The organism is Sphingopyxis sp. H073 (assembly GCF_001468395.1).
Classification (GTDB): domain Bacteria; phylum Pseudomonadota; class Alphaproteobacteria; order Sphingomonadales; family Sphingomonadaceae; genus Sphingopyxis.
This window is the reverse complement of the sequence record NZ_LNSG01000019.1, coordinates 1-24,771: the sequence shown is the minus strand read 5'-3', so window position 1 is coordinate 24,771 and position 24,771 is coordinate 1. Positions and strand designations below refer to the sequence as shown.

Below are 24,771 nucleotides of genomic sequence, written 5' to 3'. Positions count from 1 at the left end.
AATGATCTGTTCCTCGGTAAACCTCTTGCGCTTCATCGTCTGTCCTTCCTTCAGGCCAGACTCTAATCGCTCGTGGAGGAAAATCAGGGGGTCACGTCAGCAGCTATCCCCGCTTGTGATGATCAATCGTAGCTTCCCGCTGAGTGGCGGGCTGGGCCCGGCTTTGGCATCCGACACGTTCGCAGATCCGACGAGATCCCGATGGGCGACTTTTATCCGTGATTCGTCAGATACTGACCAAGAGCGCGAAGGGGTGTCGATTATTCCCGGAAATCTTCGACATCGTGAATCTCGCCTGAGCGAACGACCGTGCGCTGGAACCGCCGCCGACATCCGGCGGCCCCCCAGCACCGCACGGAGCTTCGATCATGGCCGAAAGCACAACCGTCCAAGTCCCTCCCCGCTATTTGCGCACGCCCGAGGCAGCACGTTTCCTCGGTCTGTCCGGCCGCACCCTCGAAAAGCACCGCACCTACGGCACCGGCCCGGCCTTCAAGAAGCTCGGCGGCCGCGTCGTCTACGCGATCGCCGACCTACAGGCCTGGGCCAACCGCGGCACCAAGAACTCGACCGCTGACAGCGACGCGATCCTGCCGGCGAAGCGTCACGAACCGACCGGCGCGGCAGGCAGCCACGCGCCACAGCGCTGAGCAGCCAGCGGATGTCGGCGCGCCATCACAGAAGTGAACGCGAGCAGCTCGATCTCTTCCGGGCGCTGCCTGGCGATCTCGCGCCGCGCGACGCGCAGGACCTGATGGCGTACCCGTTCTTTGCGCTCGGCAAGTCGAAGCGGCTGGCGCCGATCAACTTCAAGGCCGGCTCCATCGTCATCCGCGTCGAGGCCGTCCCCGAGCACGGCATGGCCACCATCTGGGACGCCGACGTGCTGATCTGGGCGGCCTCGCAGATCGTTGAGGCGCGCGACCACGGTCTTCGGCCGTCGCGTCTGATGGCGACCACACCCTACGAGATTCTGCAGTTCATCGGCCGCGGCGTCAGCCTGCGGGACTATGACCGGCTCAAGGCCGCGCTCGACCGTCTCCAGTCGACAACAGTGGCGACGTCGATCCGCCAGCCGACCGAACGGCGACTGCACCGCTTCTCCTGGATCAACGAGTGGAAAGAGCGCGCTGACGCACGCGGACGTCCGCTTGGGCTCGAACTGATCGTGCCGGACTGGTTCTACGCCGCCGTCCTTGACGACGCGCTCGTGCTCACGATCGACCGCGACTATTTCGGCCTGACGGGCGGACTGGAGCGCTGGCTTTACCGCCTCGTGCGCAAGCACGGCGGCAAACAGGAGTTCGGCTGGAGCTTCGATTTCCCGCATCTGCACGCCAAGTCCGGTTCGCTCTCGCCGCTCAAGCACTTCGCCTACGACCTGCGCGACATCGTCCGCCGCCAGCCGCTGCCGGGCTACCGCCTGACCATCGAGCAGTGCCTCGGCGCGCCCGAAATCCTCTCCTTCAAACCCATCGACCCGCACGCGCTCGGCATCTCTCGCCAGCGCCGCCGCTCGACCATGCACCCTGGGGATAAGCTGTGAATCGTCTCGTGCTATCAGGGACCGGACTCATCGTGCCATCGAGGACCCGATCCTCGTGCTATCGGGGACCGGAATCGTCGAATCCGCTCGCTGAATCAGCAACTTGCGAGCCTCGTAACTTCTCTAACCTAGATTCCTTCGGAATCTTTCTAACGCAAACCGCTTTTTGCGCAGTTGTGGACGAGTCCCCGATCACCGGGAGACCGTCATGATCGTCGCGCTCCTCAACCAGAAGGGCGGCGTGGGAAAGACGACGCTGGCGCTCCATCTTGCCGGTGAATGGGCACAGCGAGGGCAGCGCGTCACGGTCATCGACGCCGACCCGCAAGGCTCTGCGCTCGACTGGTCGCAGCAGCGGACGCGCGAGAACCTGCCGCGGCTCTTCGGCGTCGTCGGCCTGGCGCGCGACACTCTGCATCGGGAAGCGCCCGAGCTGGCGCGTGATGTCGACCACGTCATCATAGACGGTCCGCCGCGCGTCGCCGGGCTGATGCGCTCGGCGCTGCTCGCCGCCGACCTAGTGCTGATCCCGGTGCAGCCGTCGCCGTTCGACGGATGGGCGAGCGCCGAAATGCTCTCGCTCCTCAGCGAGGCCCGCATCTACCGGCCGCAGCTCGCCGCGCGCTTCGTGCTGAACCGCTGCGCTGCGCGCACCGTCATCGCCCGTGAGACGGCCGAAACGCTTGCCGACCATGATCCGCCGCTGCTCGCATCGACGATCGGCCAGCGGGTCGCCTTCGCCGACACCGCACAGACTGGACGGCTCGTCAGTGAGCTGGACGCCGACAGCCCGGCCGCGCGTGAGATCGCCGCACTCGCCACCGAGATCGCGAGGATCGCGCCGTGACCGTGTCCTCTCCGAAGCGCGGCTTCGCCAGCCGACCGGGCGATCCGGAAAGCTGGATCAAGTCAGCCGACACGCCCGCCGCCCGCGTCACCGACGCCAACGCGTTCACGGCCAGGCTCACCATCGACGTGACCACCGAACAGCGGGCGCGGATCAAGATCGCCGCCTTCCAGCGCGGCGTCACCGTGGCCGACATGCTGCGCGAGCTGCTCGCGCGCGAATTTCCAGCCACCGAAGGAGACGCGACATGACCGGCCCCGGCGCCACCCATGCGCGCGGCGAACCGAGACCGACCACGCCGCCGCCAAACATCCTCACCGAAGTCGAACTCACCTGGATCGAAAAGCGCGTCGAGAACTGGATCAGGTTCGGCCGCGAGGCCGGCGAGCAGATCCTCGACCGTCGGCGGCGCGTGCTGCGCTTCGCGCCGGATAGCGTGTTCGCCTTCGTGCGCTGGGCCGCCAACGACTTCGGCACCGTCGCGTCCACTCTCGACGTGCTGCGCGCCACGCTGCCGGTGGAGCCGCGCCAGACCGTTCCCTTCGTCCGTCCCGGCGCCGATGTGCTGCTGAAGGTCGAAGGCTGGCCGAAGGTCGAGCGCGTGCTGCAGATGATCGACGCCATCGAGGCGATCGGCGTCGATCCCGCCGAGGTCTCGATGGATCACTGGCGCCACATCCACAACCGCATGGCCGCCGGCCATCAGCCGCGCACCTACACGCACGACCATCACCGGGCGTTCCTCCTGCGTCGGAGGGTCGGGTCATGAGCCGCTTCGGCTACGTTATGGTCACCTATTTCATGACCATGGGGATCGCGATCGCTTCGTTCGTCGAGTTCCCCAAGACCTTCATCTGGAACGCCTCGGCGAGCACACCGATCGGGCTCTATCGCATCGACCACCCGCGTCACCTCGCGGTGACCGATCTGGTCGCCGTCCGCGCGCCCGAGGCATTCGCCGACTTCATGGTGGAGCGCGGGTATATCGGCCGCGGCGTCCCGCTGATGAAGCGCGTCGCGGGCCTTCCGGGACAAGAAGTCTGCCGCCGCGATCACGCCATCACGGTCGATGGCGCGCCGATGGGCGACGCGCTCGACCGCGATCATCTCGGCCGTCCGCTGCCCGACTGGCAGGGCTGCCGCCGCATCGCCGGGGGCGAACTCTTCCTGATGAACTGGGCCGTCCGCGACAGCCTGGACGGGCGCTATTTCGGGCCAATGCCCGTCGGCGCCGTCATCGGCCGGGCGCTCCCGGTCTGGACCGATGAAGACGGCGACGGCCGCTACGTCTGGGGCGCGCCGACCCACTGAGTTTCCGCGTCCACCCCAAACCAAAGGAGACCACCATGACCCAGATCGGACAATTCACACGCACCCGGAGCGGTTATGCCGGGCGCATCCTCGCGCTCGGCATCGACGTCGAAGCCGTCTTCGTTCCCGCCGAACCCTCGGACGCCGAGAACGCGCCGGACTTCCGAATCCTGCTCGGCAGCGAGGAAGGCGTCGAGGTCGGCGCCGGCTGGAAACACGTCGGCGAACGTGCCGGCGACTACGTCTCCGCGCAGTTCGACAGCCCGCTTTTCCCCCGGCCGTTGCGCGCCAACCTCTTCCGTTCGAACGACGAAGGTTCCGCCTGGGGCCTGCACTGGACGCGCCCGACCAAGCCGCAGAGGGAGGACTGATCGGTGCGCGCTCCGCAGCAGCAGCGGGGGCAGCACCAGGGCGGCGCGCGGCGAACCCGCGCCGCTCACCGGCTGCTCCTCCTTCTCCTTTCCGGCCTGTCCCTGGCCGCCGGGCTGACGTCGCACGGCTTCGCGCAGTCGGTGCCGCTATCGCAGCCCGAGGCAGGCGGCCCGTTCGCTGCCTTCGTCGCGGAGGCCTCGCAGCGTTTCGGCATTCCGGTCGCCTGGATTCGCGCCGTCATGCGGGTCGAAAGCGCCAACGAAGTGCGTGCCATCTCGCCCAAGGGCGCGATGGGGCTGATGCAGATCATGCCCGATACCTGGGCAGAGCTGCGCACCCGGTATCGCCTCGGCACGGACGCCTTCGACCCGCGCGACAACATTCTCGCGGGCACGGCGTATCTGCGCGAACTCTACGACAAATACGGCTCGCCGGGCTTCCTCTCGGCCTACAACGCCGGGCCAGGACGCTACGAGGAATTCCTCGCCGGCGGTCGCGCATTGCCTGCGGAAACGCGCGCCTACGCCGCCCAGCTCGCCCCCCTTGCAGGCGGCGAACCAACGGCGGCCACCGTCACTGTTGCCGTCGCCGATCCACTGGCCTGGACGCGCGCACCGCTCTTCATCGGTGCGGCCGAACGCGTCTCGGCGGCGGCTCCAGCGCAGTCCGAACAACAACCGCGCGACACCGACACCGCAGTCCGGCCGCGTGACGCTGCGGCAGAGGCAGCACCGGCCGGCGGCCTCTTCGTCTCCCGGCGAGACCCTGCAGGTCCCCGATGAGCCGGTTTGCACTCCATCGCACAACGGCGAACCACGGCGCATCTTGGAGGGTGTCGGGAGGGGAAGCCGCAAGCACAACCGCACGATGGCAGGATAAAAGGGCGCGATGTGCGCCTTGGTTCGGTTGTGCTTTTTCAAGGACTTATGCCGCGATTTCGCGAGGTGCGCCTGATCGGCGCAGCCTGCGCTCCGGCGCTTTCATCAACAAAATCATCGGCTTCGCGCGATGTGCGGGGCCTCAGCCGTGACCGACGAGAACGAATTCCGCATCCGGCCCGGCCGCATCCGTTCAACCAGCGCCCAGCGGGTGCGGCCCTTCATCGCCCAGGCGCTGGCGGCGGCGCAGCGGGCTGGCGGCAGCGTATCCCGGCAAGGGAAGATCGGGCCCGGCGCGCGCTCCCGATTCGGGCGCGGCCAACGCGCCTCGATCCAGGCGAACCGTTTGATCACGGCGCGCTCGCGCGGCGCGGTGATCAAGGCGCGTGTGCTCCGCCATGGCGGCCGCAACGCGCCGCTCGCCACCCATCTCAATTATCTCCAGCGCGACGGCGTCACCCGTGACGGGGAGAAGGCCCAAATGTTCGGTCCCGGCGGCGACGATGTCGACGCCAAGGCGTTCGCCGAGCGCGCCGAGGGCGACCGCCATCACTTCCGCTTCATCGTCTCGCCGGACGACGCCGTGGAGATGTCCGACCTCAGAGGCTTCGCGCGCGAGCTGGTCGGGCAGATGGAGAAGGATCTCGGCACCAAGCTCGAATGGGCGGCGGTCGATCACTGGAACACCGAGCATCCCCATGTCCACCTGATCGTGCGCGGCGTGCGCGACGACGGTTCGGACCTGGTCATCTCGCGCGACTACATAAAAGAGGGCATGCGCGACCGGGCGCGCGACCTCATCACCCACGAGTTGGGGCCGCGCACCGATCAGGAGATCCGGCGCACCCTCGAACGTCAGATCGACGCCGATCGTTGGACCAATCTCGATCGCCAGTTCGCCCGCGATGCCTATCGCACCGGCGTCATCGATCTCGCACCGCATGCCGATCGCCGGCCAGACGAATTCCGCGCGCTCAAAGTCGGGCGGCTGCGCAAGCTCGAAGGGCTCGGCCTCGCCGATGAAATCGGCCCCGGCCAGTGGACGATCTCCGAGAAGGCCGAGGCGACGCTGCGCGAGCTGGGCGAGCGCGGCGACATCATCAAGCGCATCCATCATGGCCTGACCGAGCGCGGCATCGCACGCGGCACCGCGAGCTACGTGCTCGCGTCGGAAAGCCTCAACGATCCCGTCATCGGCCGCCTGGTCGCGCGCGGGCTCGACGACGAGCTGAAGGGCACGGCGTTCGCCGTTGTCGACGGCATCGACGGCCGCACCCATCATATCAAGCTGCCCGACCTCGACGCGGCCGGCGACAGCGCGCCGGGCTCGATCGTCGAGCTGCGCAAGTTCGACGATGCGCAGGGCCGTCGTCGCGTCGCGATCGCCGTGCGCTCCGATATCGACATCGAGCGGCAGGTCACCGCGACCGGTGCGACCTGGCTCGACCGGCAGGCCATCGCCCGCGAGCCCGTGGCGCTCGGCGGCGGCTTCGGCGCCGAGGTGCGCGACGCCATGGATCGCCGCGCCGAGCATCTCGTCGGTCAGGGCCTCGCCGAGCGCCAGAAGCGCGGCGTCAGCTTCCAGCCCGGACTGATCGACACGCTGCGCCGGCGCGAGCTGGAGGCAGTTGCCGCCCGCATCACCGCCGAGACCGGTCGACCCCAGGTCAAGTCGGAGGCCGGCGAGTACGTCACCGGCACCTATCAGCGGCGCCTCACGCTCGCGACCGGCCGCTTCGCCATGATCGACGATGGCCTGGGCTTCAGCCTTGTGCCTTGGACACCATCGATTGAAAAGCAGCTCGGCCGTCACGTCTCGGGCGTCGCCCGCGGCGACGGCGGCGTCGACTGGAGCTTCGGCCGGCAGCGGGGAATCGGCCTCTAGGGAATTGACGTCGCTCGCCGATGAAAGTCATGCGAGCCGTTATTGACTGATCAGTGCATAACGGTTAAACCGCGTTCATGGCCAGACCGCGAGAGTTCAATCGGGAAGTCGCCCTGAAGGAAGCCATGAAGGCCTTCTGGGCGAAGGGCTATGCCGCCACGTCGACGGAAGACCTCATCCAAGCAATGGGAATTGGGCGGCAGAGTCTTTACCACGCCTTCGGCGACAAGCGACGGCTCTATGTGGAAGCGCTCGAGACCTATCAGCGAGAGACGACGAGCGGCCACCTGAAGCGGCTGAACGGCGCCATTTCACCACTAGCCGGCGTCCGCGATCTGCTCATCGGACTCATCGACGAGGACGACAGGCTCAGGACGATGGGCTGCATGGGTGTCAATTCGGTCGGCGAATTCGGGGCATCCGATCCCGAACTTCGCGAACTAAGGACCAAAGTCGGGATGGCCATCAACAAGCGGCTTGCCGAGCGACTCAGCGAAGGTCAGGCGAATGGAGAGATCGACCCCACCTTCACCCCCGGGGAAGCAGCGAATTTCATTCAGTTGACCATGGCGGGAATTCAGCTTGCCGCGCGTGGCGGCGGTGGCTTGGAGGAACTACGCCGCATGGCCGACTTCGCCACCGACCGCCTGCGATCTCACTAGGGGATCGGCATGGTCTGCGTAGAACCACACCTAGTTATGCACTGATCGATCAAGAAAGGACTCTTCATGAGCAATGGATCAAGGACGGAACGCCGGACAGCGCTGGTGTTCGGCGGATCGCGTGGCATCGGCGCCGCCGCGGCATCGCGACTGGCCGCAGACGGATTCGCGGTGGCTCTGACCTATGTGTCGCGCCCGGACAAGGCGGCAGAGGTCGTCTCCGCCATCGAGGCGGCGGGAGGGACGGCGCTCTCGATAAGGGCTGACAGTGCCGATCCAACGGCGATCCGAGCTGCCACGGCGCAAACCGCGGAGGCTCTTGGACAGATCGACGTCGTCGTCGTCAATGCCGGGATCATTCGGATAGCAACGGTGGACGCCTTCACTTTGGAGGATCTCGACCTGATGCTGGCCGTCAATGTTCGGGGCGTTTTCCTCGCCATCCAAGCTGCCGCCAGCCACATGCGCGACGGAGGTCGTATCATTACGATCGGCAGCAACACTGCAGTCCGCACAGGCACACCGGGCGCCAGCGTTTATGCCATGACCAAGGCGGCTGTCGCATCGATGGCAAAGGGCGTTGCCCTCGATCTCGCTCCGCGTGGAATCACCGTCAACAACATCCAGCCTGGTCCGACCGAGACGGACATGACGGCGGGGATGATTCCACAATTGCGAGAGATGATTCCCCTTCGCCGGGTTGGACAGCCGGCGGAGATTGCGGGCCTCATATCGTACCTTGCGAGCGATCAGGCTGGTTATATGACGGGCGCCAGCCTGACTATCGATGGCGGGTTCGTGCTGTGAACGTTGATCGCACGTATTGGCGGTCGAAGACCGGTAATTTCTCGCTACCTTGCGCTACAGTACGACATGATGACGACACGTATTGAATAGCGCCGCAGCTCTTCACCAATTTGCGAAAATGCAATTGGTGAGCGTCGATGTCTGCTACGAAAATACTCTGGGGTCAGATCCTCACCGTCTTCGCGATCGTCCTGCTGACGACCTGGGCCGCCACACAATGGACGGCCTGGAAGCTCGGCTTCCAACCGCAGCTCGGCCCGGCCTGGTTCATGCTCGGCGACTGGCCGGTCTACTATCCCTGGTCCTTCTTCCCGTGGTGGTATTTCTATGATGCGTATGCGCCCCCGATCTTCGTCGAGGGCGCCTATATCGCCGCCTCCGGAGGGTTCATCTCGATCGCGGTTGCGATCGGCATGTCGGTCTGGCGGGCGCGTGAGGCGAAGAACGCCGAGACCTTCGGCTCGGCTCGCTGGGCCCGCGCCGACGAGGTGCGCGGCGCCGGTCTGCTCGGCGAGGATGGCGTGGTGCTCGGCAAGTTCGACCACGCCTATCTGAGGCATGACGGGCCCGAGCATGTGCTGTGCTTCGCCCCGACCAGATCGGGCAAGGGCGTCGGCCTGGTCGTGCCCTCGCTGCTGACCTGGCCGGGCTCGGCCATCGTCCACGACATCAAGGGCGAGAACTGGACGCTCACCGCCGGCTTCCGCGCCCGCCACGGTCGGGTGCTGCTCTTTGATCCGACCAACGCGAAATCGGCCGCCTACAATCCGCTGCTCGAGGTGCGCCGCGGCGAATGGGAAGTGCGCGACGTCCAGAACATCGCCGACATTTTGGTCGATCCGGAAGGCTCGCTCGAAAAGCGAAACCACTGGGAGAAGACCAGCCATGCGCTGCTGGTCGGCGCCATCCTGCACGTCCTCTATGCCGAGGAGGACAAGACGCTCGCCGGCGTCGCCGCCTTTCTCTCCGATCCGAAGCGGCCGATCGAGTCGACGCTGGCGGCGATGATGAAGACGGCCCATCTCGGCGAAGCCGGTCCGCACCCGGTCATCGCGTCGGCGGCCCGCGAGCTGCTGAACAAATCAGACAATGAGCGGTCGGGCGTGCTGTCGACCGCCATGTCGTTTCTCGGGCTGTACCGGGACCCCGTGGTGGCGGAGGTGACGCGCCGCTGCGACTGGCGCATCGCAGACATCGTCGGCGCCAAGCATCCGACCAGCCTCTACCTCGTCGTGCCGCCATCCGACATCGCCAGGACGAAGCCACTCATCCGCCTGATCCTGAACCAGATCGGCCGGCGCCTGACCGAGGACTTGCACGCTAAGGGCAACCGGCATCGGCTGCTCCTCATGCTCGACGAATTCCCGGCGCTCGGGCGACTGGACTTCTTTGAATCCGCGCTGGCCTTCATGGCCGGCTACGGCCTGAAGGCATTCCTGATCGCGCAGTCGCTCAACCAGATCGAAAAGGCATATGGGCCGAACAATTCGATCCTCGACAACTGCCATGTGCGCGTCAGCTTCGCCACCAACGACGAGCGGACCGCGAAAAGGGTCAGCGATGCGCTCGGCACGGCGACCGAAATGCGGGCCATGCGCAACTATGCCGGCCATCGGCTGTCGCCCTGGCTCGGCCACTTGATGGTGTCGCGCTCGGAAACGGCGCGACCGCTCCTGACCCCCGGCGAGGTGATGCAGCTCCCGCCGGCCGACGAGATCGTCATGGTCGCGGGCACGCCGCCGATCCGCGCGAAGAAGGCCCGCTATTTCGAGGACCGACGCTTCAAGGAGCGGATCGTCGCGCCACCGACGCTCGCCAAGTCGAACCGACCCAGCTCCGACGATTGGACCAGGCTGCCGGTTCCGGCCCGCCCAGTCGCCGCGCTCGCCGGGGCCGACGCGGCGGCCGACGCTGGCGACGAAGATCCGACCGGCTCCGAGCGACGCCATCAGCCCGAGCTGAACCGCGCAGCGCCCGTCGAGAAGAAGGCGCCGATCGACAATGAATTCGAGGTGGGGCTCGATGACGACGCCGACGAGGATGCCGCTCGGATCAGCCGCGCCAACCAGGTGATGCAGGGCGTCGCGCGTCAGGTCTCGCTCGACCCGAACGACGGCATGGAGCTGTGAGACGCCCATGGCCGATCCGTCGAAGAAACAGCGCCTGTCGGTCTATCTCGAACCCGAGGTGATGAAGGCGCTCGTCGCCCATGCCGCACGCCGCGATCAATCGCGCTCTTTGGTCGCCGAGGCAGCGATCGCGTCCTTCCTGTCGCCGGACGCGGCCGAGCGGCAGGAAGCGGCGACCACCAAACGCCTCGACCAGCTCGACCGCCGCATGACCCGCATGGAGCGCGACATGGGGATTTCGGTCGAGATGCTGGCGGTGTTCGTGCGCTTCTGGCTGACCTCGAACCCGCCGCTGCCCGAACCGGCCCAGGCCGCCGCCCGGGCACAGGCTGGAGAACGCTACGACGCCTTCGTCGCTGCGCTCGGCCGCCGACTCGCCAAGGGGCCAAAGCTCCGTCAGGAGATTTCGGAGGACATCGAGCCCGCGCGCGACGCGCAATAAGCAGCGATTGCGGCAACTCAAGTAATCGGCAGTTCCTCCGTTTCCCTGTCTCTGCACGCTACACTGCTACTACGCCCTGACACCTGTTGCCGAGGGCCGATTTCCGGTTCTCTTACTCATCCCCGATCCAGGGGCGGCCTGACGCGGTCCCGCAAAGAACGGGGACAACGTGGCCGATTCGCACCAGAAATCTGAAGCGATACTTCGAGGCGCCCGCATGCTGCGGACGGCCCTTGGCCCCGCCATCGCCGGATTCCTGAGCGACGCCAGCGTCGTCGAGGTGATGCTCAACCCCGACGGCCGCCTCTGGATCGACCGGCTTTCGGAGGGGCTGTCGGACACCGGCGAGACGCTGTCGCCGGAGGACGGCGAGCGGATCGTGCGCCTGGTCGCGCACCATGTCGGCGCCGAGGTTCATATCGGCAATCCGCGTGTCTCGGCCGAGCTGCCGGAAACGGGGGAGCGGTTCGAGGGCCTGCTGCCGCCCGTCGTGGCGGCCCCGGCCTTCGCCATCCGCAAGCCGGCGGTCGCCGTCTTCACGCTGCAGGATTACGTCGCCGCCGGCATCATGTCCCCCGTGCAGGCCGAGATCCTGCGTCAGGCCGTCGCCGACCGCCGCAATATCCTGGTCGCCGGGGGCACCTCGACCGGAAAGACCACGCTCACCAACGCGCTGCTCGCCGAGGTCGCCAAGACCTCGGATCGCGTCGTCCTGATCGAGGACACCCGCGAGCTGCAATGCGCCGCGCCGAACCTCGTCGCCATGCGGACCAAGGACGGCGTCGCGACGCTGTCCGACCTCGTGCGCTCCTCGCTGCGCCTGCGGCCTGACCGCATCCCGATCGGCGAGGTACGCGGCGCCGAGGCTCTCGACCTGCTCAAGGCCTGGGGCACCGGCCATCCGGGTGGTGTCGGGACGATTCACGCCGGCACCGCGCTCGGCGCGCTGCGGCGCCTCGAACAGCTCATCCAGGAAGCTGTCGTCACCGTCCCGCGCGCGCTGATCGCCGAGACGATCGACCTCGTCGCCGTCCTCTCCGGACGCGGCTCGAACCGACGTCTCGCCGAACTCGGCCGCGTCGAGGGGCTCGGACCCAGCGGCGACTACCGCGTCACCCCCGCAACCCAGCCCCCCGAAGGAGACCCCTCATGATCCGTCACGTCCTGCGCATTCAGCGCCACATCCGCACGTTCGCGGCCGTCGCGTTCGTCAGCCTCGCGCTGGCGCCCGCCGCCCACGCGTCCGGCTCCTCGATGCCGTGGGAGGCCCCACTGCAATCGATCCTCGAATCCATCGAGGGACCGGTCGCCAAGATCCTCGCCGTCATCGTCATCATCGTCACCGGCCTGACGCTGGCCTTCGGCGATACGTCCGGCGGTTTCCGGCGCCTGATCCAGATCGTCTTCGGTCTGTCGATCGCCTTCGCGGCCAGTTCGTTCTTCCTCAGCTTCTTCAGCTTCGGCGGCGGAGCGCTCGTCTGATGGCCGGACCGATCGAGAGCGGCGGCGACGTGCCTGGCTTCACCGTTCCGGTTCACCGCGCCTTGACCGAGCACATCCTGCTCGGCGGCGCACCCCGGAGCATCGCCATCCTCAATGGCACGCTCGCCGCAGCCCTCGGTCTCGGCCTGCGCCTCTGGCTGGTCGGCCTTGCGGTCTGGGCCGTCGGCCACTTTGCCGCTGTGTGGGCGGCCAAGCGCGACCCGCAGTTCGTCGACGTCGGACGTCGGCACCTGCGCATCCCCGGCCATCTCGGAGTCTGAGGCCCGCCATGATGAACCTCGCCGAATATCGCCGCACCTCGACCCGCCTTGCGGATTTCCTGCCCTGGGCGGCGCTTGTCGCCCCCGGCGTCGTCCTCAACAAGGACGGTTCGTTCCAGCGCTCGGCGCGCTTCCGTGGTCCCGACCTCGATTCCGCCGTGCAGGCCGAGCTGGTCGCCGTCGCCGGCCGCCTCAACAGCGCCTTCCGCCGCCTCGGCAGCGGATGGGCAATCTTCGTCGAGGCACAGCGCCATGCCGTCGGCGCCTATCCCGCGAGCCGGTTTCCGGATGCCGCATCCGCTCTGGTCGATGCCGAGCGCAAGGCGGATTTCGAGGAGGACGCGGCCCACTACGAGTCCAGCTATTTCATCACCTTCGCCTACCTGCCGCCGGCCGAGGACGCCGCGCGCGCCGAAAGCTGGCTCTACGAGGGCAAGGCCGATCGCGGCGTCGACCCGTGGGAGGCGCTGCGCGGCTTCGTCGACCGCACCGACCGCATCCTGCAGCTCGTCGAAGCCTTCATGCCGGAATGCGCCTGGCTCGATGACGTCGAGACGCTGACCTACCTGCACTCGACCGTATCGACCAAGCGCCACCGCGTTCGCGTGCCCGAGACGCCGATGTATCTCGATGCCCTGGTCGCCGATCAGCCGCTGACCGGCGGGCTCGAACCGCGGCTCGGCGAAGCGCATCTGCGTATCCTGACCATCGTCGGGTTCCCGACCGTCACGACGCCAGGGCTCCTGGACGAGTTGAACCGCCTCGCATTCCCATACCGTTGGTCGACCCGGGCGATCCTGCTCGACAAGACCGACGCCACCAGGCTCGTCACGAAAATCCGACGGCAGTGGTTCTCGAAGCGCAAGTCGATCGCCGCGATCCTCAAGGAGGTGATGACCAACGAGGCCTCGACGCTCGTCGACACCGACGCCGCCAACAAGGCCGCCGACGCCGACCTGGCGCTGCAAGAGCTGGGCGCGGATTTCGCAGGCCAGGCCCATGTCACCGCCACGATCGCCGTCTGGGACAACGATCCCCGCATCGCGGCGGAAAAACTCAGGCTCGTCGAGAAGGTCATCCAAGGCCGCGACTTCACCGCGATGCCCGAAGGCATCAACGCCGCCGACGCCTGGCTCGGCTCGCTGCCCGGCCACGTCTACGCCAACGTCCGCCAACCTCCCATCAGCACATTGAACCTTGCCCACATGATCCCGCTATCAGCGGTGTGGGCGGGTCCGGAACGGGATGACCATCTCGGTGCGCCCCCCTTGCTGTTTGGCAAGACCGAGGGAAGCACCCCGTTCCGGTTTTCCATCCATGTCGGCGACGTCGGCCACACGCTGGTCGTCGGCCCGACCGGCGCCGGCAAGTCGGTGCTGCTCGCGCTCATGGCGCTGCAGTTCCGCCGCTACCGCCAAGCACAGGTCTTTGCCTTCGACTTCGGCGGTTCGATCCGCGCCGCCGCCATCGCTATGGGCGGCGACTGGCACGATCTTGGCGGCGGGCTTACCGAAGGCTCGGCCGACAGCGTCTCGCTCCAGCCGCTCGCCCGCATCGACGAGACCCCGGAACGGGCATGGGCTGCCGATTGGATCATCGCAATCCTAGCACGAGAAAGCGTCGCGATCACACCGGACGTCAAGGAGCTGATCTGGACGGCGCTCACGTCGCTCGCCTCGGCGCCGGTCGCCGAGCGCACGATCACCGGGCTGGCGGTGCTGCTCCAGTCGAACGACCTGAAGCAGGCGCTCAGACCCTATTGCGTCGGCGGGCCTTATGGCCGGTTGCTCGACGCCGAGAGCGAACATCTCGGCAGCGCCACGGTGCAAGCGTTCGAGACCGAAGGCCTCATCGGGACCGATGCGGCCCCGGCGGTCCTCGCTTATCTCTTCCATCGCATCGAGGACCGGCTGAACGGCGAGCCGACGCTCATCATCGTCGACGAAGGCTGGCTCGCGCTCGACGATGAGGGCTTCGCCGGCCAGCTCCGCGAGTGGCTGAAAACGCTCAGAAAGAAGAACGCCAGCGTCGTTTTCGCCACGCAGTCGCTTTCCGACATCGACGGCTCGGCGATCGCGCCAGCCATCATCGAAAGCTGCCAGACCCGGCTGCTACTGCCGAACGAGCGCGCGATCGAACCGCAGATCACGGCGATATATCAGCGCTTCGGGCTCAATTCGCGCCAGATCGAGATCCTCGCGCGGGCGATGCCCAAGCGCGACTACTACTGCCAGTCCCGCCGAGGCAATCGCCTGTTCGAGCTGGGCCTGTCCGACGTCGCGCTGGCGCTCTGCGCCGCCTCGTCGAAGACCGACCAGGCCGCCATAGACCGCATCGTCACCGAGCATGGCCGCAAGGGATTCCTCGCCGCCTGGCTGCGGCTGCGCGGCGCGACATGGGCGGTCGACCTCATTCCCGACCTCACCAACCTGGAGAGCCTGCCATGAAACTGCGCATTCCCCGCGCGGCGATCACCGCCGCCGTCCTCGCCATCCCTTTGTCTGCGTCGCCGGTGCTAGTCGCGCCGGCCTCGGCGCAATGGATCGTCTACGACCCGACGAACTACGTTCAAAACGTCCTGACGGCGGCGCGTTCGCTGGAGCAGATCAACAACCAGATCACCTCGCTCCAGAACCAGGCCACCTCGCTGATCAACCAGGCCCGCAACCTCGCGAGCCTGCCGTTCTCCTCGCTGCAACAGCTCCAGCAATCGGTCCAGCGCACCCAACAGCTTCTGCAGCAGGCGCAGCGGATCGCCTACGATGTCCAGAACATCGATCAGGCGTTCCGCACCAATTACGGGGCCGGAAGCGCCTCGATGAGCGCGTCCAATCAGCAGCTCATCGCCCAGGCGAAAGAGCGCTGGAACAACACCGTTTCCGGCCTTCAGGACGCCATGCGCGTCCAGGCCGGCGTGGTCGGCAACATCGACACCAACCGCACCCAGATGTCGGCGCTGGTCGGCCAGAGCCAGGGCGCCACCGGCGCGCTGCAGGCCACCCAGGCGGGCAACCAGCTTCTCGCACTCCAGGCCCAGCAGCTCGCGGACCTGACCGCCGTCGTCTCGGCGAACGGCCGTTCCCAGGCGCTCGCCGAAGCCGAGCGGTCGGCGGCCGCCGAACAGGGCCGCGAGCAGCGCCGCCGTTTCCTGACGCCGGGCTCGGGCTACCAGCCCGGCAACGCGCAGATGTTCCAGAACGGCAACTGAGGGCGCGACGATGGACGGAAAGATCCTCGCGCGCATCGGCGCCATCTTCTTCGTGACCTTCGCCGTCACCGCCACCGCCATCGAACTCGCCCGCAAGGACGAGCCGCCGATCTACCGCAGCATCGCGGTGCCCGCGGAAGCGGCGGCCGATCCGCTGAAGGCAAAGCTGCGCCGCTGCCAGCGGCTCGGCGAGGCCGGCACCAGCGACAGCGAGTGCCTGCAGACCTGGGCGGAGAACCGCGACCGCTTCCTCACGCCGTCGCAGCCGGCGCCGCAGGCGCCCGGTCCGCAGGACATCCCGCAGAATCCGCCGGTCACGCGCGAGCCCATCGTCAAGGAGCCCGTGCCGGCCGTCGACTCCCACACGAACGAGGCGCGCTGAGATCATGGGCGGCACCGGCGTCATCGACCACTTCCTGGAAGTTTTCACCCGCTACATCGACGGCGGCTTCGGGCTTCTCTCCGGCGAAGTTGCGTTCATCGCCACGACGTTGATCGTGATCGACGTCACGCTCGCCGCGCTGTTCTGGAGCTGGGGCGCCGACGAAGACATCATGGCGCGCCTGGTGAAGAAGACGCTGTTCGTCGGCGTCTTTGCCTACCTCATCGGCAATTGGAACAACCTGGCCCGCATCATCTTCGAGAGCTTTGCTGGCCTCGGCCTGAAAGCCTCCGGCACCGGTTTCACCGTCGCCGACATGATGCGGCCCGGCCGCGTCGCCCAGACCGGCCTCGATGCCGGCCGGCCACTGCTCGATTCCATATCCGATCTCATGGGTTACTGGAGTTTCTTCGAGAACTTCATCCAGATCGCGGTGATGCTGCTCGCCTGGGCGCTGGTGCTGTTGGCCTTCTTCATTTTGGCCATCCAGCTCTTCGTGACGTTGATCGAATTCAAGCTCACCACGCTGGCGGGCTTCGTGCTCATCCCGTTCGGGCTGTTCGGCAAGAGCGCCTTCATGGCCGAGCGTGTGCTTGGCAACGTCATCTCCTCAGGTATCAAGGTGCTCGTCCTCGGCGTCATCATCGGCATCGGGTCGAGCCTGTTTTCCGAATTCACCGCCGGCTTCGGCGGGGCAACACCCACCATCGATCAGGCCATGGCCATCGTGCTCGCGGCGCTGACGCTGCTCGGTCTTGGCATCTTCGGTCCGGGCATCGCCAACGGTCTCGTCTCTGGCGGACCCCAGCTCGGCGCGGGCGCCGCCATCGGAACCGGCCTAGCCGCGGGCGGCATGGTCGCCGCAGGCGCCGCCACGGTTGGAGCGGTGGCGTCCGGAGGAGCCGCGCTGGCAGGAGGCGCGGCCGCCGCCGCTCGCGGGGGCGCCGCCCTCGCGGGCGGCGCTTCCACCGCCTACAGCCTGGGCGCCGCAGGGCAGTCGGGCGCCTCAGGTGTGGCCAGTGGCCTGGGCGGCGTCGCCCGGGCCGCCGGTTCCGCTGCAACATCGCCGCTCCGCCGCGCCGCTGAACGCTCGACCGAAAGCATGCGCTCCAGTTTCTCGGAGGGCGCCAAGTCCGCCTTCGAGGCGACCGGCGGCTCCTCGACCATGGGCACCATCGGCGGCGGCTCAGACGAGGCCGCGCCCGCCGCCGGCAATTCAAACACGCCGCCCGCCTGGGCCCAGCGCATGAAACGCTCCCAGCAGATGAGCCACGCCGTTTCCACCACCGTCCATGCCGTCCGCAGCGGCGACAGCCATGGCGGCGGCTCTTCCATCAACCTCTCTGAAAGCGACCGCTGATGTTCCGAAGACCCTCTACGCATTACGGAAAGGCTCCCGAGCCCGAGACCCCTTATCAGCGCGCCGCCCAGGTTTGGGACGACCGTATCGGCTCGGCCCGCGTCCAGGCGAGGAACTGGCGCTATATGGCCTTCGGATCGCTGTTCCTCAGCGCCGGCTTCGCCGCTGCGCTGGTCTGGCAGTCAGCTCGGGGAACCGTCGTGCCATGGGTGGTGCAGACAGACCGGCTCGGCCAGGCGCAAGCGATTGCGCCTGCGACCGCCGACTACCAGCCGACCGATCCGCAGATCGCCTTCCACCTGGCGCGCTTCATCGAGCAGGTCCGCTCGATCCCAGCCGACGCGATCATCGTCCGCCAGAACTGGCTACGCGCCTACGACTTCACGACAGATCGCGGCGCGGCCGCACTCAACGATTACGCGCGCTCGAACGATCCCTTCACCAAGGTCGGCCGCCAGCAGATCGCCGTCGATGTCTCGAGCGTCATCCGTGCGTCGCCGGACTCGTTCCGCGTCGCTTGGACGGAGCGCCGGTATGAGAACGGCCAGCTCGCCGACACCACGCGCTGGACCGCGATCCTCACGATCGTCGTCCAGATTCCCCGCAATGCCGACCGGCTGCGGGCCAATCCCTTGGGGATCTACGTCAACGCAATCTCATGGTCACGGGAGCTGGGGCAATGACAAAGCCGTATTTCCGTAAAGCCGGAAGGCCGGCTTTGCGCATTCAGACATTTGCGGCTTTGCTGCTGTCGGCGACGGCGCTCGCCGGCTGCGCCACCGCGACGCCGCCGCCGGAAATCAGCTACGACGACGCTCCGGCCGCCGTGCAGACCGTCGATCCTCCCGCGCCGGTCCGGGTCGTCGAGCTGCCGCGACCGCTGCCGCTGCCCGGTCAGATGAAGCCGGTCGAGGAATCGCGCCGCGCTCCGGAGCCGGCCGATCCCACCGCGCGCGTCAACCAGGCCAACGCCGCCGCCCGTATTCAGCCGGTGCGCGACGGCTTCATCAACTCGATGCAGGTCTATCCCTTCACGCAAGGGGCGCTCTATCAGGTCTACACCGCCGTCGGGCAGATCACCGACATTGCGCTCCAACCCGGCGAGCAGCTCGTCGGCTCAGGGCCGGTCGCGGCCGGCGATACGGTCCGCTGGATTATCGGCGACACGCAGAGCGGCGCCGGCGCGACGCTGCAGGTCCATATCCTCGTCAAGCCGACGCGCGCGGATCTGATGACCAACCTGGTCATCAACACCAATCTACGCACCTACCATATGGAGCTGCGCTCGACCGAGCGGACCTATATGGCCTCGGTCTCGTGGCAGTATCCGCAGGACCAGCTCATCGCGCTCCGCAGGCAGAATGCCGAGGCGCAGGCCACCCAGCCGGTGGCCACCGGCGTCGATCTCGCACGGCTGAACTTCCGCTACGAGGTGACCGGCGACCGTGCTGCATGGCGGCCGCTGCGGGCCTATGACGACGGCCGGCAAGTCTTCATCGAATTCCCACGCGGCGTCGGCCAGGGCGAGATGCCGCCGCTGTTCGTCGTCGGCCCGGAGGGCAAGACGTCGGAGCTGGTCAACTATCGCGTCCGCACCAACTACATGATCGTCGACCGGCTGTTCGCCGCCGCCGAGCTGCGGTTCGGCTCCGGCGACAATCAGAAGCGTGTCCGGATCACCCGCACCGACGGGAGGCCGGCGTCGTGAGCGAAGACCGGAACGAGGGAGAGGATGCGGCCGCGCCGCTGACCGGATCGGCGCCCGAAGCGGCAGCGCCGATGCGGCTGCGCGCGGATGCGCCGCGCGTGACGCGGCTGTCGCGCAAGGTGCTCGCCGGGCTCGGCCTGGTCGCCAGCCTCGGGATCGGCGGTGCGCTGGTCTATGCGCTCCAGACTCGCAACGGCGGCCGGGCGCCGGAGGAGCTTTATTCAACCGACAACCGCAACACGGCGGATGGCCTCCAGGGCCTGCCGCGCGACTATAGCAGCGTGCCGCAGCTCGGCCCGCCGCTGCCGGGCGACCTCGGCCGGCCGATCGTCAGCGCCCAGAACCGCGGCCAGCCCGTGCCCAATCCCGGCGTCGCCGCTCCGCAGCCCGGCCTCAGCGCCGAGGAGCAGCGCCGGCTCCAGGAGATCGAGACCGCCCGCACCAGCCGTCTGTTCGCGGCGGCGGAGGCGCGCAATGCCGCGCCGGTCACGGCGAACACGCCGAACCAGGCGCCACCGGACCTCGCCAGCCTCGGGCTCGCGCCGCCGCCGGCAACGCCGAGCGCCCAAGATCGGCAGCAGGCCTTTCTCAACGCGCCGGTCGACCGACGCACTGTTGCGGCCGACCGCATCGCCGCGCCGGCCTCTCCGAATATCCTTCAAGCCGGCGCCGTCATCTCGGCCGCTCTCATCACCGGCGTTCGATCGGACCTTCCGGGCCAGATCACCGCCCAGGTCACCGAGAACATTTATGACAGCCCGACAGGCCGGATCCTCCTGATCCCGCAGGGCACGCGCGTGATCGGCCAGTATGACAACAACGTCCAGTTCGGGCAGAGCCGCGTCCTGCTCGTGTGGAATCGGCTGATCTTTCCGAACGGCCGCAGCATCGTGCTGGAGCGCCAGCCCGGCGCCGACGCCGAGGGCTATGCCGGCCTGCAGGACGGCGTCGACTATCACTGGTGGGATCTCGCCAAGGCCGCCGGTCTCTCGACGCTCCTGAGCGTCGGCGCCGAACTGGCCACCAATGATGACGACCGGCTGATCCAGGCGATCCGCAACGGCGGCCAAGACACGATCAACGACGCAGGCCAGCAGATCATCCGGCGGCAGCTCAACATCGCCCCGACGCTCACCATCCGACCCGGATTCCCGGTCCGGGTGATCGTAACCCGTGATCTTATTCTCGAGCCCTACGGAGGCTGATGTGACCAAGTTGAAACTCGGCATGATAGCCGACGACAAGCCCGTGAAGGTGACGGCGGAATTACCGGCGACGGTCTATCGGGATCTTGTCGCTTACGCTGAGGTTCACGGCCGCGAGACCGGCCAGCCGGTCGCCGATCCAACACGTCTGATTGCGCCTATGATCGAACGCTTCATCGCGACCGATCGCGGCTTCGCCAAGGCACGTCGCGCGCGGCACGTTACTTCCTCTTGATCGTCGGCAGGGCCCAAGGGAGCCCCGGCGAACGATCATTCGGGTTCCTTATAGCCATATTCGGGAATGCCTTGCTCGCTTCCGTAGTAGCGATAGGGAAGAAACTTGCCCGACATTCCGATCTTCACTCGATCACCTTTTGGATTCGGCTCACGCTCGAACGTGATGTCGAAATCGATTGCGGACATAATGCCGTCGCCGAACTCGTCCTCGATGAGTGCCTTCCACGCGGGGCCGTTGACCATCACCATTTCATAGAAGCGATATATCAGGGGGTCCGTCGGCGGCATGGGCATGCCTCGATATGGCACCTCGTTCAGCATACGCTCTTCTGCCTCCGACAGGCCGAACAGCGCCGCAGCCTTCTTCGCGAGCGGTTTGATCAGCTTCATCTGCCCGAGCAAAGCGCCGATGATCAGCACCTCGGACACACCACCGATCTCTCCGGTGATGTGTTTCCACGACCAGCCTCGCTCGCGCTTGATGTCCAATATCTTTTCGGTCAGTTCCTCACGCCTCATCGATCCGTTCTCCTTCTTTGATGATCGCTAACGGGATGCGGTCCCGGCAATGCCGGGACCACAGGGACATGTGCGCAGGTGCGGGCGTCTCAGCCCTTCAGTTGTGAGACGGTTTCCGCGGTCGTCCAAAGGCCGTGCGCGAGGAACCGGAAATTCACCAGGGCGGCGAGGTAGCCGTCGCCCTCCGGAACGCGAGGGCCGGCTGTCGCATCGCGAACGACCACCACTTCGAAGCCCTGTTCGATCAGTTCCCGCAAATGCGCTTCAATGCACAGATTGGCGGCCATGCCGGCCAGGATGACTTGTGACACACCTTGTTTGCGCAGTTGGAGAATGAGGTCGTTCGTCTCGGGGCCGTAGACCTTGTGCGGCGAGGCAATGATGGTTTTGCCGTCGTGGATGTACTTTTTGTAGTCTTCGAGGAAATCCGCGCCCGATCCCTCGAATTCCTCCACGGTAAACTGGCCTTTGCGACCAAACATGTTGATCGCATGCATGGTCTTTTCCAGTGGACCGCCAAACTGCCAATGATGGTCACATGGATAGTAGAAGTGGGGCGAGATGGCGACGGTGATATCCGCTGCCTTCGCGGCTTCGAACAGTTGGCCGATGTGCGACACGGTGTTGTTCTCGACAACGCTCTCGCCGAAGAACGGCCAGCTCACACCGCTGGGATGTAAGAAGTCGTTCTGCGGATCGATCACCACGAGGGCAGCTCGCTTCAGGTCGAGCTGAAACGTGCTTTTTGGAAGCACCGGATTTTCGGGATCTGCGTAGAGTTCAGTCATGATCTTCTCCTTTCAGAAGAGGAAGGCGCCATCTGCTGGCGACGTATTAAAGTGACTGGTCGTCTATTAATACGACACGATTTTCACGCGAGGAGCCGAGGCAGGGCAACAGTGCCAAATCGCCTCAGAGCTCTTCCGCTTTGCTCGACCTTGGCCACCATCACCGCGCCCTCGAAGGCCTCGATGAGCGTCGCCGCAAGGTCCTGGGGTTCGCGCGCGAGGGGAAGCTCTCCCGCTTCGCTCGCGGCCGACAGGCACTTTGCAAGGGCGGCTGTCCAAGTCCTCAGGAGAGCTTTCAGCTTTGATCGTGCAATCGAGCTCTGCGCCGCAAGCTCAAGCGCGAGATTGCCGATCAGACAGCCAAACGTGAATTTCTGTCGCTCATGATACTCAATCAACTCCGAAAAGTGTCTCTCGACGCGCTTTAACGGGCTAACGAAATCGTCTTCCAGGATGGACACGTAATTGGATTCGATTGCGCGCCAGTATTCATCGAGTATCGCTGCCGCGAACGCATCCTTGCTTTCGAAGTAATTGTAAAACGATCCCTTCGGAACTCCGGCAGCGGCAGTAATATCCTGCACGCCACAGCCGTTGAAGCCAAGGCGATGGATGATTTCTGCGCCTTTTTCGATGAGGCGCGAACGAACTTCTGGATTCGGTGGACGTGGCATGACGTTAATAAATGACCAGTCATCTCGTTATGTCAACCGTTGAATGGCCTCTAGGACCGTTGAGGACCGCCGCTGGTGCGTTTTTGCGATCGATGCGCTAAGGTCCAGCAGACGCTTAAGCGCGGGATTGACGTTGTTTGTCGACCAAACAACGCTTGAGTTGAACACCTCGCCCCCTTCGGCAAGCGGAACGAAGATGACCGCGGGATAGGAGGCGCCCTGAGTGGAGGTCGCAGCCAAGGTCACGCCGAATCCCATGCCCACCATGTTGAGGAGGTTCTCGCGGCCAACCCGCTGCACCGAGATCCGCGGATGAAAACCCAAACCGGAAAGCTGCCGCACGATGATCGCCTCGACCTCAGGCCCGTGAACGTCCGCTGCGACAAGGAATGTCTCGTCGCGGAGATCCTCCCAATTGACGCCGACGCGTGCCGCCATGGAATGGTGCTTTGAAACTGCGACGTATAGAGGTTCACCCCAGAGATGCATCGCCTGGCAACCGGGAAGACGCGGCTCGCCGGGAATGAATGCCGCGTCGAGCCGACCGCTTAGCACGCCGGCGGCAGTCGCCTGCGCCGTCGCCTCTTCGATCTTTATATCGATGTTCGGAAACCGGAAATGGAACGCCTCGAGCACGTCGGCCAAGAAACCGCTGGCGAGCGAGGCCATCAGCCCGATTTTCAACTCCCCAATCTGGCCTCGTTTCTCCATGCTTAGGCTGCTGACAGCTTGGCGAATGTGTTCAGCGCCAAATGCAGCCTCCCGTATGAAGCGCTCGCCGGCTGGCGTCGGCCGCACTCCGCTCCTGCTGCGTTCGAAGAGCGGCACGCCCACCCTGCGTTCGAGCAACTGAATTCGACGGCTGACCGTCGACTGCGAGAGATTCATCGCATCGGCCGCACGGCGGAAACTTCCGTGTTCCGCAACCAGAATCGCGTAGCGGAGAAAGCGGAGGTCAAGAGCCAAGTCAGGCATGTCCCCCTCCGCCTGCCCGCCGATGCAGTGGCCGGCCGACGCTCAGCCGCGACCTGCGCAACAGGGAATGACTGCGCATTTCCGCCGCCGCGAACCGCGGGACGGCGCCAATTATGCGGCTACGATGCTCGTGGAGAAGCGACACTCGCATAGAGAAAACACTACTCAGAAAGATCAGGCCCGAACATCGCCCGCATCTGTGCCAAATAATGTTCCTCCGAGGTCATCCATCGCAATTGTGCGAACAACGCGGTATCGGGGCCCGCCGGAAAGCGCAGCCGATCGCCCTCCTCCGTCGCAGCAGCGAAAACAGCCTCGGAGACTTCGCTCACACTCGTGAACGCGGTTGGATAGTCTTGCAACTTGGCGAAATAGCGTTGCGCAAAGGCGTCGTATGGCGGTGGTGTCAGTCCCTCAATGCGATTGGCGCTGTTCGTTCTGAAATTGGTCGTTGGTGCAAGGCCTGGTTCTACGATCCGCGCCCGGATGCCAACCAGGCCCAATTCATACGAAAGCGCCTCAGTGAACCCTTCAACAGCACACTTGCTGGCCGTATACACGGCAACGAACGGCATCGGGGCGATCGCCGTGCTGGAGGTCACATTGATTATCACACCACCCGCATGCTGGCGCATATGCGGGATTGCCGCTCGGCAGACCGCCATCACCCCGAAAGTGTTTGTTTCAAACATCTCCCGAATTACGGTGTCAGGCGTAAACTCGAACGCGGAAAGCAAGCCGATGCCCGCGTTGTTGACCAGCACATCAATCCGTCCAAAGGCGGCGACGGCATCGGCGAGAGCCTTAGAAATGCTTTCAGCGCTGGTCACATCCAGCGGCAGGACTTTCAGCCGGTCCCCGGGCTTGTCGAACACGCTTTCGTCAGGCGCCCGCATTGTCGCAACGACGTTCCAACCTTGATCGAGAAAGAGCTGTGCGGTCGCCTTCCCATAGCCTGAGGAAGTTCCGGTAATTGTCCGTCGTCAGAACATTCGGCACAACTCGCGGCGTAGATTAGTGGAGTGCGGGCCTCGTCTGGGGGTTGATATTAGGCGGCGAGTTTGCGGTGTTGC

Annotated in this window: 29 protein-coding genes; 24 read left to right on the top strand and 5 right to left on the bottom strand. The window is 65.8% G+C overall.

What is annotated here, in order from left to right:
* Nucleotides 1-368 precede the first annotated feature (368 nt).
* The 24 genes from ATE64_RS20590 (at nt 369) to ATE64_RS20475 (ending at nt 20,740) form a co-directional block, all read left to right on the top strand.
* Nucleotides 369-650 (top strand): helix-turn-helix domain-containing protein, encoded by a 282-nt coding sequence (locus tag ATE64_RS20590; RefSeq protein WP_058457592.1) that lies wholly within the window; start codon nt 369-371, stop codon nt 648-650.
* 11 nt (nt 651-661) lie between these two features.
* The gene (locus ATE64_RS20585) at nt 662-1,546 is read left to right on the top strand and encodes a replication initiator protein A (RefSeq protein WP_058457591.1); all 885 of its coding nucleotides are present in this window, start codon (nt 662-664) and stop codon (nt 1,544-1,546) included.
* Nucleotides 1,547-1,754: 208 nt separating this feature from the next.
* Nucleotides 1,755-2,393 (top strand): ParA family partition ATPase, encoded by a 639-nt coding sequence (gene parA / locus ATE64_RS20580; RefSeq protein WP_058457590.1) that lies wholly within the window; start codon nt 1,755-1,757, stop codon nt 2,391-2,393.
* On the top strand, nt 2,390-2,644 hold the full coding sequence (locus tag ATE64_RS20575) for a hypothetical protein (protein WP_058457589.1): 255 nt from the start codon (nt 2,390-2,392) through the stop codon (nt 2,642-2,644). Before parA ends, ATE64_RS20575 begins: the two co-directional genes overlap by 4 nt.
* Nucleotides 2,641-3,162, top strand: a complete 522-nt coding sequence (locus ATE64_RS20570) for a DUF2840 domain-containing protein (protein ID WP_058457588.1) — start codon at nt 2,641-2,643, stop codon at nt 3,160-3,162. Before ATE64_RS20575 ends, ATE64_RS20570 begins: the two co-directional genes overlap by 4 nt.
* Nucleotides 3,159-3,704 (top strand): S26 family signal peptidase, encoded by a 546-nt coding sequence (locus tag ATE64_RS20565; protein WP_058457587.1) that lies wholly within the window; start codon nt 3,159-3,161, stop codon nt 3,702-3,704. The genes ATE64_RS20570 and ATE64_RS20565 overlap by 4 nt, the downstream gene beginning before the upstream one ends.
* 35 nt (nt 3,705-3,739) lie before the next feature.
* Nucleotides 3,740-4,075 (top strand): DUF736 domain-containing protein, encoded by a 336-nt coding sequence (locus ATE64_RS20560; RefSeq protein WP_058457586.1) that lies wholly within the window; start codon nt 3,740-3,742, stop codon nt 4,073-4,075.
* Between the two features lie 3 nt (nt 4,076-4,078).
* Nucleotides 4,079-4,858 (top strand): lytic transglycosylase domain-containing protein, encoded by a 780-nt coding sequence (locus tag ATE64_RS20555; protein WP_058457585.1) that lies wholly within the window; start codon nt 4,079-4,081, stop codon nt 4,856-4,858.
* 244 nt (nt 4,859-5,102) lie between these two features.
* Nucleotides 5,103-6,839 (top strand): VirD2 family relaxase/mobilization nuclease, encoded by a 1,737-nt coding sequence (locus ATE64_RS20550; RefSeq protein ID WP_058457584.1) that lies wholly within the window; start codon nt 5,103-5,105, stop codon nt 6,837-6,839.
* Nucleotides 6,840-6,964: 125 nt separating this feature from the next.
* The gene (locus ATE64_RS20545) at nt 6,965-7,501 is read left to right on the top strand and encodes a TetR/AcrR family transcriptional regulator (protein ID WP_197410198.1); all 537 of its coding nucleotides are present in this window, start codon (nt 6,965-6,967) and stop codon (nt 7,499-7,501) included.
* 66 nt (nt 7,502-7,567) lie between these two features.
* Entirely contained in the window at nt 7,568-8,308 is a 741-nt protein-coding gene (locus ATE64_RS20540; protein WP_156416661.1) for an SDR family oxidoreductase, read from the top strand.
* Between the two features lie 137 nt (nt 8,309-8,445).
* A complete protein-coding gene (locus tag ATE64_RS20535) occupies nt 8,446-10,437 on the top strand; it encodes a conjugal transfer protein TraG (RefSeq protein ID WP_058457582.1) in 1,992 nt (663 codons plus the stop codon).
* 7 nt (nt 10,438-10,444) lie between these two features.
* Entirely contained in the window at nt 10,445-10,879 is a 435-nt protein-coding gene (locus ATE64_RS20530) for a ribbon-helix-helix protein, CopG family (protein WP_058457581.1), read from the top strand.
* Nucleotides 10,880-11,048: 169 nt separating this feature from the next.
* Complete coding sequence (trbB, locus tag ATE64_RS20525) at nt 11,049-12,032, top strand: P-type conjugative transfer ATPase TrbB (protein ID WP_058457580.1); 984 nt, start codon at nt 11,049-11,051, stop codon at nt 12,030-12,032.
* The gene (locus tag ATE64_RS20520; protein ID WP_058457579.1) at nt 12,029-12,361 is read left to right on the top strand and encodes a TrbC/VirB2 family protein; all 333 of its coding nucleotides are present in this window, start codon (nt 12,029-12,031) and stop codon (nt 12,359-12,361) included. Before trbB ends, ATE64_RS20520 begins: the two co-directional genes overlap by 4 nt.
* Complete coding sequence (locus tag ATE64_RS20515) at nt 12,361-12,642, top strand: VirB3 family type IV secretion system protein (RefSeq protein ID WP_058457578.1); 282 nt, start codon at nt 12,361-12,363, stop codon at nt 12,640-12,642. The genes ATE64_RS20520 and ATE64_RS20515 overlap by 1 nt, the downstream gene beginning before the upstream one ends.
* 8 nt (nt 12,643-12,650) lie before the next feature.
* Nucleotides 12,651-15,089: a conjugal transfer protein TrbE gene (gene trbE / locus ATE64_RS20510; protein ID WP_058457577.1), complete on the top strand. Its 2,439-nt coding sequence runs from the start codon at nt 12,651-12,653 to the stop codon at nt 15,087-15,089.
* Entirely contained in the window at nt 15,086-15,850 is a 765-nt protein-coding gene (trbJ, locus tag ATE64_RS20505) for a P-type conjugative transfer protein TrbJ (protein WP_054362438.1), read from the top strand. The genes trbE and trbJ overlap by 4 nt, the downstream gene beginning before the upstream one ends.
* Before the next feature lie 10 nt (nt 15,851-15,860).
* Entirely contained in the window at nt 15,861-16,232 is a 372-nt protein-coding gene (trbK-alt, locus tag ATE64_RS20500) for a putative entry exclusion protein TrbK-alt (protein WP_054362437.1), read from the top strand.
* A 4-nt stretch (nt 16,233-16,236) separates the two neighbouring features.
* On the top strand, nt 16,237-17,592 hold the full coding sequence (gene trbL, locus ATE64_RS20495; protein ID WP_054362436.1) for a P-type conjugative transfer protein TrbL: 1,356 nt from the start codon (nt 16,237-16,239) through the stop codon (nt 17,590-17,592).
* Nucleotides 17,592-18,275 carry a conjugal transfer protein TrbF gene (trbF, locus tag ATE64_RS20490; RefSeq protein WP_054362435.1) on the top strand — a complete coding sequence of 228 codons (684 nt, stop codon included), beginning with the start codon at nt 17,592-17,594 and terminating at the stop codon, nt 18,273-18,275. The genes trbL and trbF overlap by 1 nt, the downstream gene beginning before the upstream one ends.
* Nucleotides 18,272-19,300: a P-type conjugative transfer protein TrbG gene (gene trbG / locus ATE64_RS20485; protein WP_196490233.1), complete on the top strand. Its 1,029-nt coding sequence runs from the start codon at nt 18,272-18,274 to the stop codon at nt 19,298-19,300. Before trbF ends, trbG begins: the two co-directional genes overlap by 4 nt.
* A gap of 71 nt (nt 19,301-19,371) precedes the next feature.
* Nucleotides 19,372-20,505: a TrbI/VirB10 family protein gene (locus ATE64_RS20480; RefSeq protein ID WP_196490234.1), complete on the top strand. Its 1,134-nt coding sequence runs from the start codon at nt 19,372-19,374 to the stop codon at nt 20,503-20,505.
* A 1-nt stretch (nt 20,506) separates the two neighbouring features.
* Nucleotides 20,507-20,740, top strand: coding sequence for a DUF2274 domain-containing protein (locus tag ATE64_RS20475; RefSeq protein ID WP_054362432.1), 234 nt, complete (start codon nt 20,507-20,509; stop codon nt 20,738-20,740).
* Nucleotides 20,741-20,775: 35 nt separating this feature from the next.
* Here ATE64_RS20475 and cynS read toward each other — a convergent pair whose 3' ends face one another.
* From cynS to ATE64_RS20450, 5 genes are all read right to left on the bottom strand, one after another.
* Complete coding sequence (gene cynS, locus ATE64_RS20470) at nt 20,776-21,261, bottom strand: cyanase (protein ID WP_054362431.1); 486 nt, start codon at nt 21,259-21,261, stop codon at nt 20,776-20,778.
* 89 nt (nt 21,262-21,350) lie between these two features.
* A complete protein-coding gene (locus ATE64_RS20465) occupies nt 21,351-22,049 on the bottom strand; it encodes a cysteine hydrolase family protein (RefSeq protein WP_054362430.1) in 699 nt (232 codons plus the stop codon).
* Between the two features lie 83 nt (nt 22,050-22,132).
* Complete coding sequence (locus tag ATE64_RS20460) at nt 22,133-22,723, bottom strand: TetR/AcrR family transcriptional regulator (RefSeq protein WP_054362429.1); 591 nt, start codon at nt 22,721-22,723, stop codon at nt 22,133-22,135.
* Between the two features lie 27 nt (nt 22,724-22,750).
* A complete protein-coding gene (locus ATE64_RS20455; RefSeq protein ID WP_054362428.1) occupies nt 22,751-23,698 on the bottom strand; it encodes a LysR family transcriptional regulator in 948 nt (315 codons plus the stop codon).
* 161 nt (nt 23,699-23,859) lie between these two features.
* Nucleotides 23,860-24,672 (bottom strand): SDR family oxidoreductase, encoded by an 813-nt coding sequence (locus ATE64_RS20450; protein ID WP_058457574.1) that lies wholly within the window; start codon nt 24,670-24,672, stop codon nt 23,860-23,862.
* Nucleotides 24,673-24,771: the final 99 nt, after the last annotated feature.